This window comes from Bacillus sp. GBSW19, assembly GCF_002998655.1.
Taxonomy (GTDB): Bacteria; Bacillota; Bacilli; order Bacillales; family Bacillaceae; genus Bacillus.
Genome location: NZ_PVRF01000002.1, coordinates 233,302 through 247,131 on the forward strand (window position 1 = coordinate 233,302; position 13,830 = coordinate 247,131).

The following is a 13,830-nucleotide window of genomic DNA, read 5'->3' on the forward strand; positions in this document are numbered from 1 at the left end:
AACAGTCCATGCTTTTCAAAACATACACCTTGATCTCCGGATAGCCCTCCACGCTTCAAAGACGTGGCAGTCCTGCATTTATTCAATGCAGACCCAGCATAAAGAAAGTTGGAGCTCTCTCTACACTTCGGCGCTGATGCCTTTTTTCTCATGATCTTCGATTCCATCTCTCCCATGAGTGACTCATCATCCGCGCAACCTCTACCTCACTGAGACATAGCGTGAGGATTTCTATTCATTTTTACTACACGAAGGTTATCAAACATTCTCACATCTGTCAAAGGGAAAAACATAGAAAAAAGGCAGAGAATCATTTCTCTGCCTATTACCTGCTTATTGATCGTTGTTTTTCTTCTTTTGTACAGCTTCCTGAAGCGGATCGCCTGCTAGCTCTTTGCTTGCTTCTTCTAACAGCTGATCAACCTGCTTGTGGTCTTGCTCGCTTTTCGCCTTTTTATCCTTTTGGAAAAATGACATCGCTGTTTCCTCCCTTTTCATAAAATGCGGTTGCCTGTTTAATTTGTGCTACAGTGCGCCTCATTATACAAGGTGGAAAGGCTCAATCATCATGGAAGGTCTGTCTCATTTTTTGCAAATACGTCAAAAAGGTCTTTAAGTCTTCCTTTGTGAAGTCTGACATCATATGCTGAATCACCTTTCCGAAAAGACGTGTATGCTTTTCATAAATCGCTACCCCTTTTTCCGTAGCTTCTAACCGGACTAGCGTGGGGTCGTCTTTGTCACGTTCTCTCTGAATATAGCCCTGCTCACATAATTTATTGAGTGCAATGGAGGCTGCACCTGGGTTTAAGGAGAGTCTTTGTTTCAGCTCTTCGGCATGTGATACTTTGCCTTGTATCAAAATAGAAAGAGCATATATCTGCGGTGGCGTGATGTCTTTTTCTAACTCAAGTAACTTGCGGTTTAATTTACGGCTGACTTCATAATGTACGAGAACAATTTCTTTTAAAATGTCTGCATTACTCATCCGAATCGCATCCTTATCGTTAGTATCAACATGACTTCCCCCTTATTATAGAATGTTTTTCCAATCAGCCAACCCTTTTGTCCTCTTTTTCTTTAGAAATAAGCCTTGCTGAATGAATTCACCCTTGATATAGTGAGTACTTGAACAAAAGATAGAACAGGAGTACGCATCATGACAGGAAAAACACACATTATGGGCGGAATCGCCGCCTCAACGGCCGTCGCCTACTACTACGGACTCGACCCAGTCATCATGGCTGCAGCTGGATCAGCAGGTGCTCTGATCCCCGATCTTTGCCATACAAAAAGTAAAATCGGCAGAAAATTTCCGCTGCTCTCGACACTAATCAGCAGCGTGTTCGGTCATCGCACGTTTACACACAGTTTATTATTTCTGCTGATCATTTATTTTCTCGCGACAACATACATTCCAAATGACAGCTTAAGTACCGGTTTACTCGTTGGAATGGCGAGCCACCTTATCCTTGATGCTGGAACAGTGAACGGCATTAAATTTTTATTTCCAGCTTCCATTAAAGTGCGTCTCCCCTTCTATGTCAAAACAGGCAGCACAGGAGAACAAGTCGTACTAGCTGCTCTCACCGTCGTCACCTGCTATTACATCGCCGTCATCTGCGGCATATCCATCCCAATCCAGTTCTAACAGAATAAAAAAAGAGTTTTGCGAAAAAGACAGGATATGAATTGATCATTCCTCATTTTTTTAGTAGGTTTAAGATAAGTGTTTTTGCCTTGCAGCTGAATACAGAATGGTGAGGAGATACATAAATGAAAGCGTTTTTCAAAAATCACTGGTTTTTAGTGTATTCCATCCTTTTCATGTGGATGAAAACATACATCATTTATCAATTCGGATTTCACATACGAACGGCCAATCTGTTTCATGAATGGCTGCTTTTGATCAATCCACTTAGCTTTTTGCTCCCTTTGTTTGGGATTGCTCTTTTTTTAAATGAAACCAACCAAAAGGTTTTTTTATTGACCGCAAATTTTATTCTAACGGCGATTCTCATCTCGAATACGATCTTTTATGGTTTTTATATTGATTTCATTACCATTCCCGTGTTATTCCAAGCGAAGAACATGGGAGATATGGGCAGCAGTATGACGGAATTATTCCACCCGCTCTTTGTGCTGATGCTCATTGATTTTGTGGTACTGGCATGGCTGCTCAAGCGCAAACCATTAGCCCCAAAAGCGTCATTCAAGACGATCAAAACGTATTATGCGGTCTGCTGCAGCTTCTTATTGTTTCATGTCAGCTCAGCTATGATGGATCACCCTCGATTTCTGACAAGCTCTTATGATCGTGAAGTCATTGTCAGAAACCTCGGGCTTTTCCAATTTCATCTGTATGACGGTGCTGCCCAAACGGCACGCATTGGACAAAAGGCCTTTGCAGATGAAGATACGCTTTCTACTGTAGCAAACTACACAAAGGCTGATTACAGCGCACCAAACGAAGAGTATTTTGGACTTGCTAAAGGCAAGAACGTTGTGTTCATTTCACTTGAATCGACGCAGCAATTTGTCATGAATCAAAAGGTGAATGGACAATCCATCACTCCCTTTTTAAATCAACTGGCTAAAAAGAGTTTTTATTTTGATGAATTTTATCAGCAGACAGAGCAGGGGAAGACGTCGGATTCAGAGTTTATTGTCGCTAATTCCCTCTACCCTTCTAGCAGCGGCGCTGTCTTTTTCACAGCGAGTGACAACGAATATGACACGTTATACAAGCAGTTGAAAAAGGAAAACTATCAATCCGTCCAATTTCATGCGAATAATAAAACGTTTTGGAATCGTGATGTGATGTATGAATCGCTTGGAATTGATCGTTTTTATGATGTCGATTCATATCATGTCAATGAACGGAATTCAACTGGCTGGGGCTTAAAAGATATCGACTTCTTTGATCAATCCATTGATCATTTAAAAAAGTTGAAGCAGCCTTATTACAGCACATTCATTACACTGACCAATCATTTTCCATTTGAAATTGACCCGAAGGATCAGTTTATTGATGAATATGATTCGTCCAGTACCATTTTAAACCGCTATGTGACGACCGTCCGCTATCAAGATGAAGCGGTTAAAATGTTTTTTGACCGTATGAAAGAAGAAGGATTGTATGACAATACGATGTTTGTCCTCATGGGTGACCACTATGGCATCTCAGAGGCACATCATGAGGCAATGGCACAGCTGCTCAATAAAGAGGAAATCACGCCGTTTGATGCGGTCAAACTGCAGCGGGTACCCTTTTTGATTTACATTCCAGGTGTCACGGATCAAGCACCGCAGACCATTTCTGAAACAGCTGGTCAAATGGACGTAAAGCCGACACTTCTTCACTTACTTGGGATTGAAACGAAGGATGCCATTCAATTCGGCAATGATTTATTTTCAAATGAACGTACGCCTTTCGCTGTACTGAGAAACGGGAACTTTATTACAGATGATTATCTCTATACAAAGAACACCTGCTATGATCAAAAAACAAAAGAACCTGTTGAACAGGATGAGGTGTGTCAGCCTTATATCGAAAAAGCCAATAAAGAGCTTTCCTTATCAGACAAAGTGATCAATGGGAATTTGCTGCGTTTTTATCAGAAGTAAACAGGATAAAACGATCCCTTTTATCTTCACGCTGAAAGTCGCCATTTGGCGGCTTTTTCTTTTCTCTTTTTACTGAAAGCCTATGAATGCTCAAATAAGTTTGCTTATAATAAAGGGAACCACATGATATTGAATGATAAGAGGTGTGAACATGAAGTATACATTCTTAGCCTTCATCTCCATATGTTTGCTCCTGAGTGGATGCCAAACAGAGATGATGCCATCTAATTCGAATAAAAAAACAGAGCTTGTGATTTCAGCAGCGGCAAGTCTTCAGGATGCACTAAAGGAAATTGAAGCCTCCTTTCACAAGCAACATCCGAATGTGACATTAACGAATAACTTCGGGTCATCCGGCGCATTGAAGCAGCAAATCGCTCAAGGAGCAAAAGCGGATCTTTTTTTCTCAGCAGCTGAGGAGCCCTTCGATGAACTTGTTCAATCTGGAGACATTGATCAAGATTATATCAAGGACGCTATACAAAACGAGCTAGTCCTTATTGTGCCAAAAGATGGCTCTTCCTCTATTAAAAGCTTTCAAGACGTCCGGCACGTAAAAGGAAAGATTGCTCTTGGCACACCTGAATCGGTTCCTGCTGGTACATATGGCAAAGAGATCTTCACACAACTGAACATATGGGACCAAGTGAAAAAGAATGCTGTCTACGGCAAGGATGTGCGGCAAGTCCTAAGCTACGTCGAAACAGGAAATGTAGAAGCAGGTGTTGTGTATAAAACAGACGCCCTCGTTTCCAAAAAAGTAAAGATTGCAGCTGAGGCAAATCCGGACATGCACTCCCCGATTATGTATCCAGTAGGGATTGTAAAAGGGACAGAACATCTAACGGAAGCCAAGGTCTTTTTTCAATTTCTTCAATCTGATAAAGCCAAATCCATTTTTAAGAAATACGGCTTTCAAGTGTCGTAATGGCTATGCTGACTGAAGAATTTCTATCACCCATTTGGCTGTCCATTCAAGTGGCCATCGTCAGCGGACTGTTGGCCACTGTTTTTGGCACAACGGTCGGCTTTTGGATGACGCGAACAACTTTTAAAGGGAAAATGATTGTGGAAACGTTCCTGATGATGCCGCTCGTTCTCCCGCCAACAGTCGTTGGCTTTTTATTGCTCGTCGTATTCGGAAAACATAGTGTAATAGGGGGTGCGATTGAATGGATCTTCCATCAGCCGGTCATTTTCACATGGTGGGCGGCGGTCATTGCTTCGACAGTCGTGGCATTTCCGCTCATGTATCAATCAGCAAAGGCGGGCTTTTCTACAATTGAGTCAGATATTGAAGGGGCTGCAAAAGTTGATGGTGCTCATTCATTCCAAGTCTTTGCCTATATTACGGTACCTCTTGCCCTGCCTTCCCTGCTGTCTGGCAGCGTCCTCAGCTTTGCGAGAGCCCTAGGAGAATTCGGAGCGACCTTAATGTTTGCCGGCAACATCCCAGGAAAAACTCAAACACTCCCAACCGCTATCTATGTGGCGATTGACTCTGGACGAATGGAACTTGCTTGGGCCTGGACGATTTGTATTGTGATCTTATCTTTTATTATGCTTTTGGCTGTGCGCAGAAGCAGTACATAAAAAATCCCCTTTCTCATATGAGAAAGAGGATTTTTTTCATTTATTCAAACCCAACCGTCATCGTCTCTGGATTCGAGCCGACGCGCTCGTTATTGTTTAACGCATCGATTTTTTCCATGTCTTCTTTGGATAGTTCGAAATCAAAAATATCTGCATTTTGTTTAATGCGTTCTTCGTTGATTGATTTAGGAATCGTCACGACGCCGCTTTGCAGATCCCAGCGCAAGATGACTTGCGCAACAGATTTGTTGTAGCGTGCAGCAATGTCCTTCAATACGTCATGATCTAATAGCTTTCCTTGCATCAGCGGAGACCACGCTTCAATTTGAATGCCTTTTTCTTTTGCGTATTGACGCAGTTCGACAAGTGTCAGTTTCGGATGAAATTCAACTTGGTTCACGGCTGGAACAACCTCAGCATCTTTTAACAGCTCTTCTAAATGCTGAATGTAGAAGTTGCTGACGCCAATGGCTCTCACTTTCCCATCCTTGTAAAGCGTCTCAAGCGCACGCCATGTGTCTTTAAATGTATCTGCATTTGGGCCAGGCCAATGAATCAAATAGAGGTCTAAGTAATCAAGACCTAATCGATTCAAGCTTGCGTCAAACGCAGCCAGCGCTTTGTCATAGCCTTGATCCGTGTTCCATACTTTAGACGTAATGAACAAGTCTTCTCGTTTCACGCCAGATTCTTTAATCGCTTTGCCTACGCCTGTCTCATTTTTATAAACGGCAGCCGTATCAATACTGCGGTATCCGTTTCGTATGGCTGCTTTTACGGCATCTACCACTTGATTGCCGTCCTCCACTTTGAATACACCTAAACCAAACCAAGGCATTTCCACTCCGTTATTCAGTGTTACGGTATCATTCAAGCTTTTGACCATTTTAACAACCACCTTTTTCATAGATTCCATCTTTTTCATTATCTCACGTTGTCCATTAAAACTCTATTATCAGGCGTTTTTCTTCGCTTCGATGGCTAACAGCAAAGCACCTGTCATGCCGGCCTTGTCCTCAAGTCCAGGAGAGACAATGTATGTATCAAGCGGCGGCAGGTCTACATAATCATTGAGATAAGCAGCAAGCTTCTCTCGAATCAGTGGAAACAGCTGCTTTTGCTTCATGACACCCCCGCCCATCATGATGCGCTCTGGGCTTAAAATGAGCGAGTACTGCATCAGCGCCTGAGCCAAATAATCAGCTTCAAGTGCCCAAACTGATTCTTCCTCCGTGAGCTCTTTGGCAGATTTCCCCCACCTTTTCTCAATCGCTGGGCCAGCTGCCAGTCCTTCTAAACACGTCCCATGCGCTGGGCAGACTCCTTCAAACGGGTCTGATTCATGCTGCCTGACAAGGATGTGCCCCATCTCTGGGTGCGAATGACCGTGAAGAAGTTCGTTTTTTACAACAGCGCCAGCACCGATACCCGTACCGACCGTGATATACATACAGCTTTTCAGCCCTTTGGCTGCTCCTTTTGTTAATTCACCTAAGGCTGCCGCATTAACATCTGTTGTAAAGGATACTGGGACCCGTAATTGCTTCTCTAGTTCTGGAATGAACGGGTAATGCTTCCACTCTACTTTCGGCGTGTTCATGATATAACCGTAAGAAGGATCGTCTTTTTGAACACAGATTGGTCCAAAGGAGCCGACCCCTAATGCTACAATGTCATGCTGCTCGAAAAATGGAATGAGCTTTTGTAATGTTTTTTCTGGGTGCTCTGTTGGAATCGTCATTTCCTCGAGAATGTCCCCATGCTCATTGCCGATTGCACAACAAAACTTTGTACCGCCAGCTTCAATTGCTCCATAATACGCCATCATTGATCTCCCCCTGCTTGTTCTCTTTCTTCATCATAAAACATAGGGGAAAAGATGACAACATTACGTATTAGTCAGGAGAACAGCTTCCATGTCATTGATATACTCCCTTAAATGATGGGCAATGTCACGATTGATTTCACCATCTTCATACAGAGTTTGAATTTCATTTCGTATTGTCTGTACAGCTTGGAAGTTAAGCTCTTTTTTCTTCCGGTCAAATGAACGGTCTTTTTGCTGAAAGAAGCTTGGACCGTGTTCACATCGATAAATGACTTGGTTGTAAAAACCAATCACTTGATGACACGTTTGTTTATTTTCATCGGTCATATGCTGTTTGATCGAGTCCACAGCAGCCTCAGCCGTTTTCTTACGGATTTGTTTGTACGAGCCCTCGTTTTCTAAAATGCCGCTGGAAACGTGCTGATTCGGCCGCCATAATTGGAGCCATTGAAGCAAGCGCAGAAACTTCACTTTTGAAAAACGGATTTTGAAGGAGTTTGAATACAGCATTTCTAGCTCATGAAATCTTTCTTGCAGCTCATAGGCTTCTTCTTTATCGATTTTCTCTTCCTCAATGAGCTGTTGCAGCTTCATCTGCTCAGCTTTGATTCCGTGCAGCCTGATCTTTCTCTCTTGTTTTCTCATCCCGAATTGATACGGTTCACGCTGGATATTGCGCAGCTTCATTCGGTAATCATTGATGAGTGCAAGAGACACTTCCCTATTGTCTTCATTCATTCCTTCTCTTAAGGTTTTAATGGCACTTCTTAGCAGCTTCCGTTTCGCATGCTGAATCTTTGTATCCAAATCCACAGCGATTTGCTTGTCTTTTTTCTCAGATAAAAGAGGCAGTAACACACTAGCTAAAATGAGTGTACATAAGATGACGCCTGCTGCGAGGAAAATAATCAAATGCCGTTCAGGAAACGGTGATCCGTCCGCAAGTGTAAATGGGATGGAGAAGGCACCGGCTAATGTCACAGCCCCACGAACACCAGAGAATGTCATGAGCATCGAGGCGCGAAGCTTCGGTTTTTTCACATTTTGCTTTTTCGTTGCACTCCAATTCCCTGCCCAGAACAGCCATACCCATAAGAACCTCAGGATCATAAGACACAGCGTGATGATTAAGATGTAACTGATGACCTGCATATTATTAAAGGCTTCATCCTGGAAAATGACCGTCGATACATCAGGAATCTGCAACCCAAGGATAACGAAAACAAGTCCGTTTAAAATAAATAAAATAATATTCCATGTGTTTGATGAAGCAATTTGCAGTTTGGCTAAATTTGCTTCCATTCGATCCTGCTCAATGGCATGTGTCACACCACCCGCTACAACCGCTAAAATTCCGGACACACCGATTTCTTCCGCTGCTAAATAGATCACAAATGGTGTAAGGATTTGCAGGATGATGTGCATCGTGACATCGTCCATTCCTAACCGGCGGAGGAAATAGCGGAAACGAATGATAAAAAAGGATAGAATAAATCCAGTCAATAGACCGCCTGCGGCAATCAGGACAAAGCTAAAGGATGCCTCAGCAATCGAAAAAGCGCCAGTCACCGTTGCAGCAATAGCAAATTTAAAAGCGACAAGTCCTGATGCATCGTTCATCAATCCCTCGCCTTCCAGCAGTCTCATGATGCCCTTTGGCATGTTCACACGGCTGGAAAGAGCACTTACTGCTACCACATCTGTCGGTGATAAAATCGCTGCAAGCGCAAATGCGGCTGGAAGCGGAATGCTTGGGATCATCCAATGGATGGTATATCCTGCTACAATGACTGTCGCAAATACTAACCCTAGGGCTAACAGAAGAATCGGCGCTCTTAATTTCCACAGCTCGTCCCTTGGGGTACGCTTCCCGTCATTAAATAACAGCGGCGCAATGAATAAAACGAAGAATAGTTCGGGATTTAAAGAAATATGTAAACCTGAAGGAAAAGCCGCCACCAATATTCCTAAGCCCACTTGAATTAACGGGACTGGAATAAAGGGGACAAAACGATTGATAATATTAGATGATGCGATGAGTGCTAGTAATACAAGCACTGCCAAAAAAATCTCCACTAGTACGTGTCCCTCCTATTTCAATTTTTTCGTCAAGTTTTGCTTACATGCAAAGATGTGTTCATTCCATGTTGATTCATCCGTCCGATCATAGGTGCTTCTTTAGTATTCCGCAAAATGTGAAACCAACACATAACAATCCATCTAGGCAAAAAAAGCTGAATCCAGATATTCAGCCAGCTGACAAAATTTTCATCCCATGTATTGTTTCAATGATGAACAAAAAGACCCTGCTTTTATTTTACACGAAAACTCCATTACCTGCTGACATCCAGCTCGTATCAAACACAAAAAAAAGAGCGAAACCGCTCTTTTCTCGTTTTACCCTTTATTTAAAAAATAAGACCTAGCGGGAAGCCGCCATTTGAATAGGTAGGAACAAACCCTGCATACGACAAGGATGAGAAACAGCAAATACAAAGCAATCTCTCCTTGTGCTAAACCGAGTCCTACGAGTAAGCCGCCAAGTGCTGCCCAAACTGCGTAAATCTCCGCTTTTAGCACAAGCGGCTTTCGCCCTGCCAATAAATCACGCACAATTCCGCCTCCGCTTCCAGTCAAAATGGCTGCCACAATGACCGCACTGAGCGGAAGCTCTCTTTGCACAGCAAATAATGCACCTTGAATCGCAAACGCTGCTAAACCAATCGCATCCGAGAAATTCCCCCATGTGCTCCAGTGCTTGAGCAAAAGCTTTGGAAAAAGAAACACAATCGTAATGGATACAAGAGCAATGGTAAACATTTTGCCCTGTGACCATAAAGCAGACACCGGAAGACCGATTAATAGATTTCGAATCGCTCCACCGCCAAATGCTGTCACAATCCCTAAAATGTACACACCAAGAATATCGTACTCTTCCTCCATTGCTACTATCGCACCACTAATGGCGAATGCGATAATACCAATGATACTTAAGACTTCCCATGCCATTTTCCGCTTATCTCCTTACATGATCTGATCATCTAACACTACTCCCTTAATGTATATCTGACATAAGCGAAAAGCAATACAAATTTTCTTTAAATTTTATCTTTTTGCAAAAATAAAAAATAGCCCGCTTAAAAGCAGGCTATCTCTCAATCTTCTTTTGCATTTAACAGCAGCATACTGAGGATGATCAGAATAAATGCAATAAGTGCTAACAGCGGAATGGTAATAAAACCAAACCAGTTCAGATAATCAACGGAACAAGGAATGCCGCTTAAGCAAGGACGAATCGACGCAAAGCCCGGGATCTTTTGTTCCATATAATGATAGATGGAAAAGCCAGCACCGATCACAGCCAAAGGCAGTACGTAATACTTCACTTTGACATCGCCCCGGAACGTAGCAATTCCAAGTAAGAGCACGAGCGGGTACATGAAAATGCGCTGAAACCAGCACATATCGCATGGGATAAACTTCTTTATTTCACTTAAATACAGGCTGCTCATCGTCGCAACGATAGAGACAATCCAAGCACTGTATAAGTAAATGAGCTTATTCTTCATGATTTTTTCCCTTTGAGCTCTTGATCAATTAATTCTTTGATTTCATCATAGTCATAAAAGTTTTGAACTTGTTTATTGTTAATCAAAATCGTTGGTGTTGAATTCACTTTATATTTGTTCACAAGCTGATCGTCTGTGTTCAGCTGCGGCTGATACGTTTTCTTTGATAAGTTATCTTTGAGTTTGTCCGTATCAATTTTTGTTGTCTTTTTCGCTAGTTCAGTCAGCTTAGCAGGCGTAACCCATTCTGCTTCACTATCTGGCTGTGCTTGATAGACAGCTTCATGGAATGCCCAGAAGTTTTTTGGATCTTCTTTCCACACTTCTTCAGAAGCTAGTGCTGCTAACACTGCGCCATCTCCATGAACAGGCAGTGGTAAATTAATAAATGAAAAGGATACATCGCCTTTATCTATGTAGTCTGCTTTCAGCTTTGGGAAAATGTCTGTTTCAAATGATTTACATGACGGACATTTGTAGTCCCCAAACTCAACGACTTGCACCGCTGCGTTTTTGTCCCCTATGACAGGCTGTCCTTTAATCGAAGGCTTACTGTCAACTGTTTGTGCTTCTTGGCTGTTCTTGTTCCCAATCACAACAAATAGACCGATGAGAAGAGCTGCGATGATGGTTAAAATGACAGCAAATTTAATGGATGAAGATTGATTATTTTTCTTACTCACATAAGCACCTACCTTATCTTTTTCATTCCTTAAAAAAGAAAAAGGATAATAGCTTAGAAAAATGCCATTATCCAACTTCTTCTATTTTAACAAGAGGGGGTCGATTATGAAAGATGGTATTCATGAAATTTTCCTTACAATTTTATTTCATGACCCTCATGGCATTTAAAACAGCGAGTACGGTGACACCGACATCCGAGAAGACGGCTTCCCACATGGTCGCAATACCGAATGCACCGAGTAATAGGAAAATGCCTTTGACACCAAGGGCAAATGCGATATTCTGCCATACAATCCTTCTTGTTCGTTTTGCGACAGCGATGGCTTCTGCTACCTTTGATGGCTGGTCCGTCATGATGACGATATCAGCCGCTTCGACAGCTGCATCTGATCCAAGCCCGCCCATTGCAATTCCTATGTCTGCTCTTGCTAATACAGGTGTATCATTAATGCCGTCCCCAACAAATAACAGTTTTTCTTGAGGCGCTTTTTTCTGATCAATTTCTTCTAATTTCGTTACTTTATCCTGCGGCAATAATTCTGCATGTACTTCGTCGATACCAATTTGCTTGGCGACCGCAGTTCCGACTTGCTTAGCATCACCAGTGAGCATGACGGTTTGAATACCAGACGCTTTTAGAGCAGAAACGGCCTCGATTGCATCATCCTTCAATTCATCTGCAATCAAGATCGATCCGGCAAACTCACCGTTAATCGCCATGTACACAACGGTTCCGCTTCTTTTTTCTTTTTCATACGCAATGCCTTCTCGCTCCATCAAGCGATGATTTCCCGCTAAGACATGGGAACCGCTGATGGTCGCTTTAATTCCATGTCCCGCGATATCCTCATATGCTTCAATCTGGCTTTCATCAAGCGGCGAGCTGTATGCCGCTTTAATCGATTCTGCAATAGGGTGTGAGGAATGGGCTTCTGCCAGTGCTGCAAAAGAAAGCAGCTCCTCTTCTGACCACTTGTCACTGGTTGTGACGATATTGGTCACCGTAAAGTTTCCTTTTGTGAGTGTGCCCGTCTTATCAAATACAGCATATCTCACAGAATTCAATGCTTCTAGATAGTTACTGCCTTTCACAAGGATGCCTCGTTTAGAAGCTGCCCCAATTCCCCCGAAAAATCCTAATGGAATGGACACAACAAGAGCACAAGGACAAGAGATCACGAGAAAGACAAGTGCCCGGTACACCCAGTCAGACAATTGTGCCGATGGAATGAAAAGCGGCGGCATAAAGGCAAGCAATAAGGCAAGCAAGACGACAGCCGGTGTATAATATTTTGCAAACTTTGTGATGAAATTTTCTGTCTGTGCTTTTCGGCTGCTCGCATTCTCAACCAAATCTAAAATTTTCGTCACTGCCGATTCACTTAGCTCTTTTTGCACTTCAATTTCAAGTATACCGTTTTGATTCACAAATCCTGCAAGAACTTCTTTTCCCGCTTCTACATCCCGCGGCACCGACTCCCCTGTTAATGCAGATGTATCTACGAGCGAGAAGCCTTCCATAACGAGCCCATCCAGCGGAATTTTTTCACCAGGCTTCACGACAATACGGTCACCGGCTTTTACTTCTTCTGGATTTACTTTTTTCGTTTCATTTCCGACTTTTAGATTCGCGTATTCTGGACGTATATTCATTAATTCACTAATTGATCGTCTTGAACGGTTCACTGCCGCCCCTTGGAAGAGCTCTCCAATTTGGTAAAAGAGCATGACAGCAAGCGCTTCTGGATATTGCTGAATGACAAAAGCACCAACCGTTGCAATCGTCATTAAGAAGTTCTCATCAAATACTTGGCCGCGCACAATATTTTTCAGCGCTTTAAAAACCACATCACCGCCGACTAGTAAATATGCTGCGAAGAACATAATGAACTTTAATACACCATCTTCAGGTATAAAGAAAGCTGCTGTTCCAATGACTGCACCGCCAATTAATTTCAGCACAATCGTTTTTAAATTTTTCGTCCCATGATCATGATCGTGATGATGTCCTTCTTCTTTCGGTGATACACTCACATGAGGTTCAATGGACTGAACGGTTTTTTCAATGCGCTTTGACATCGTTTCTTGCTTATCTGCATGCGTAACAGTCAATGTGCCTGTCGCAAAATTAACAGAGCAAGCTTCAACACCATCCATTTTGCTGACACCTGTTTCTATTTTACGTGCACAGTTGCCGCAATCAAGACCGCTTAATACGTATTCATCCTTCATCTTTTTCATGTTCTCACCTTTTTCTATATAAGTAGCCTTCCCTGATTCAATCAAACCTATCAGCTGCTGTGGATATTATATATGAGCACATATTCATATATTGAATTATCTTTATTATATGAGGAGTTCTGATCAGCTGTCAATCATTTATAAGCAAATGTTTGGTTTTTTTATGCCCAATACTGCCACATGGATTTTCAATAATCCAAGCTCATGTCCCCCGCTCCCCGCATAACATAAAAACGATCGTTTGACCTCTGACAGAAAAAGTGCAGCTTTTCTCTTTACAAAAGAAGG

General features: G+C 42.5%; 13 protein-coding genes and 1 riboswitch. Of the genes, 4 read left to right on the forward strand and 9 right to left on the reverse strand.

Features of this window, described 5'->3' with window-relative positions; translation table 11 throughout:
* Positions 1-33: 33 nt before the first annotated feature.
* Positions 34-212: riboswitch (Lysine riboswitch) on the reverse strand.
* A gap of 121 nt (positions 213-333) precedes the next feature.
* Together sspJ and C6344_RS11000 are read right to left on the reverse strand one after the other, a co-directional pair.
* Positions 334-477 carry a small acid-soluble spore protein SspJ gene (sspJ, locus tag C6344_RS10995; RefSeq protein WP_034659969.1) on the reverse strand — a complete coding sequence of 48 codons (144 nt, stop codon included), beginning with the start codon at positions 475-477 and terminating at the stop codon, positions 334-336.
* Positions 478-559: 82 nt separating this feature from the next.
* Positions 560-988, reverse strand: coding sequence for a MarR family winged helix-turn-helix transcriptional regulator (locus C6344_RS11000; RefSeq protein WP_034659971.1), 429 nt, complete (start codon positions 986-988; stop codon positions 560-562).
* Between the two features lie 171 nt (positions 989-1,159).
* Between C6344_RS11000 and C6344_RS11005 the strand changes: the two genes are divergently transcribed.
* The 4 genes from C6344_RS11005 (at position 1,160) to modB (ending at position 5,220) form a co-directional block, all read left to right on the forward strand.
* Positions 1,160-1,651, forward strand: a complete 492-nt coding sequence (locus tag C6344_RS11005; protein WP_060597293.1) for a metal-dependent hydrolase — start codon at positions 1,160-1,162, stop codon at positions 1,649-1,651.
* Positions 1,652-1,776: 125 nt separating this feature from the next.
* Positions 1,777-3,627, forward strand: coding sequence for an LTA synthase family protein (locus tag C6344_RS11010; RefSeq protein WP_106072102.1), 1,851 nt, complete (start codon positions 1,777-1,779; stop codon positions 3,625-3,627).
* Positions 3,628-3,778: 151 nt separating this feature from the next.
* Positions 3,779-4,555 carry a molybdate ABC transporter substrate-binding protein gene (gene modA, locus C6344_RS11015; protein WP_060597294.1) on the forward strand — a complete coding sequence of 259 codons (777 nt, stop codon included), beginning with the start codon at positions 3,779-3,781 and terminating at the stop codon, positions 4,553-4,555.
* Positions 4,555-5,220, forward strand: a complete 666-nt coding sequence (modB, locus tag C6344_RS11020) for a molybdate ABC transporter permease subunit (protein ID WP_066030416.1) — start codon at positions 4,555-4,557, stop codon at positions 5,218-5,220. Before modA ends, modB begins: the two co-directional genes overlap by 1 nt.
* Before the next feature lie 40 nt (positions 5,221-5,260).
* Here modB and C6344_RS11025 read toward each other — a convergent pair whose 3' ends face one another.
* The 7 genes from C6344_RS11025 to C6344_RS11060 all read right to left on the reverse strand — a co-directional run bounded on the left by C6344_RS11025 (position 5,261) and on the right by C6344_RS11060 (position 13,542).
* On the reverse strand, positions 5,261-6,106 hold the full coding sequence (locus C6344_RS11025) for an aldo/keto reductase (RefSeq protein ID WP_034659979.1): 846 nt from the start codon (positions 6,104-6,106) through the stop codon (positions 5,261-5,263).
* A gap of 69 nt (positions 6,107-6,175) precedes the next feature.
* Positions 6,176-7,045, reverse strand: coding sequence for an ROK family protein (locus tag C6344_RS11030; RefSeq protein WP_106048294.1), 870 nt, complete (start codon positions 7,043-7,045; stop codon positions 6,176-6,178).
* A 63-nt stretch (positions 7,046-7,108) separates the two neighbouring features.
* Positions 7,109-9,124, reverse strand: a complete 2,016-nt coding sequence (locus C6344_RS11035; RefSeq protein WP_034659982.1) for a Na+/H+ antiporter — start codon at positions 9,122-9,124, stop codon at positions 7,109-7,111.
* A gap of 321 nt (positions 9,125-9,445) precedes the next feature.
* Positions 9,446-10,057, reverse strand: coding sequence for a trimeric intracellular cation channel family protein (locus C6344_RS11045; protein ID WP_003212961.1), 612 nt, complete (start codon positions 10,055-10,057; stop codon positions 9,446-9,448).
* 146 nt (positions 10,058-10,203) lie between these two features.
* On the reverse strand, positions 10,204-10,617 hold the full coding sequence (locus tag C6344_RS11050; protein WP_060597297.1) for a disulfide oxidoreductase: 414 nt from the start codon (positions 10,615-10,617) through the stop codon (positions 10,204-10,206).
* On the reverse strand, positions 10,614-11,300 hold the full coding sequence (locus tag C6344_RS11055) for a DsbA family protein (RefSeq protein ID WP_060597713.1): 687 nt from the start codon (positions 11,298-11,300) through the stop codon (positions 10,614-10,616). Before C6344_RS11055 ends, C6344_RS11050 begins: the two co-directional genes overlap by 4 nt.
* Before the next feature lie 142 nt (positions 11,301-11,442).
* The gene (locus C6344_RS11060) at positions 11,443-13,542 is read right to left on the reverse strand and encodes a heavy metal translocating P-type ATPase (RefSeq protein WP_106072949.1); all 2,100 of its coding nucleotides are present in this window, start codon (positions 13,540-13,542) and stop codon (positions 11,443-11,445) included.
* Positions 13,543-13,830 lie beyond the last annotated feature (288 nt).

What these genes read in the sequence shown, in the direction of transcription:
- sspJ (WP_034659969.1), bottom strand. Translation starts at nt 477, where the DNA reads ATGTCATTTTTCCAAAAGGATAAAAAGGCGAAAAGCGAGCAAGACCAC.
- C6344_RS11000 (WP_034659971.1), bottom strand. Translation starts at nt 988, where the DNA reads ATGAGTAATGCAGACATTTTAAAAGAAATTGTTCTCGTACATTATGAA.
- C6344_RS11005 (WP_060597293.1), top strand. Translation starts at nt 1,160, where the DNA reads ATGACAGGAAAAACACACATTATGGGCGGAATCGCCGCCTCAACGGCC.
- C6344_RS11010 (WP_106072102.1), top strand. Translation starts at nt 1,777, where the DNA reads ATGAAAGCGTTTTTCAAAAATCACTGGTTTTTAGTGTATTCCATCCTT.
- modA (WP_060597294.1), top strand. Translation starts at nt 3,779, where the DNA reads ATGAAGTATACATTCTTAGCCTTCATCTCCATATGTTTGCTCCTGAGT.
- modB (WP_066030416.1), top strand. Translation starts at nt 4,555, where the DNA reads ATGGCTATGCTGACTGAAGAATTTCTATCACCCATTTGGCTGTCCATT.
- C6344_RS11025 (WP_034659979.1), bottom strand. Translation starts at nt 6,106, where the DNA reads ATGGTCAAAAGCTTGAATGATACCGTAACACTGAATAACGGAGTGGAA.
- C6344_RS11030 (WP_106048294.1), bottom strand. Translation starts at nt 7,045, where the DNA reads ATGGCGTATTATGGAGCAATTGAAGCTGGCGGTACAAAGTTTTGTTGT.
- C6344_RS11045 (WP_003212961.1), bottom strand. Translation starts at nt 10,057, where the DNA reads ATGGCATGGGAAGTCTTAAGTATCATTGGTATTATCGCATTCGCCATT.
- C6344_RS11050 (WP_060597297.1), bottom strand. Translation starts at nt 10,617, where the DNA reads ATGAAGAATAAGCTCATTTACTTATACAGTGCTTGGATTGTCTCTATC.
- C6344_RS11060 (WP_106072949.1), bottom strand. Translation starts at nt 13,542, where the DNA reads ATGAAAAAGATGAAGGATGAATACGTATTAAGCGGTCTTGATTGCGGC.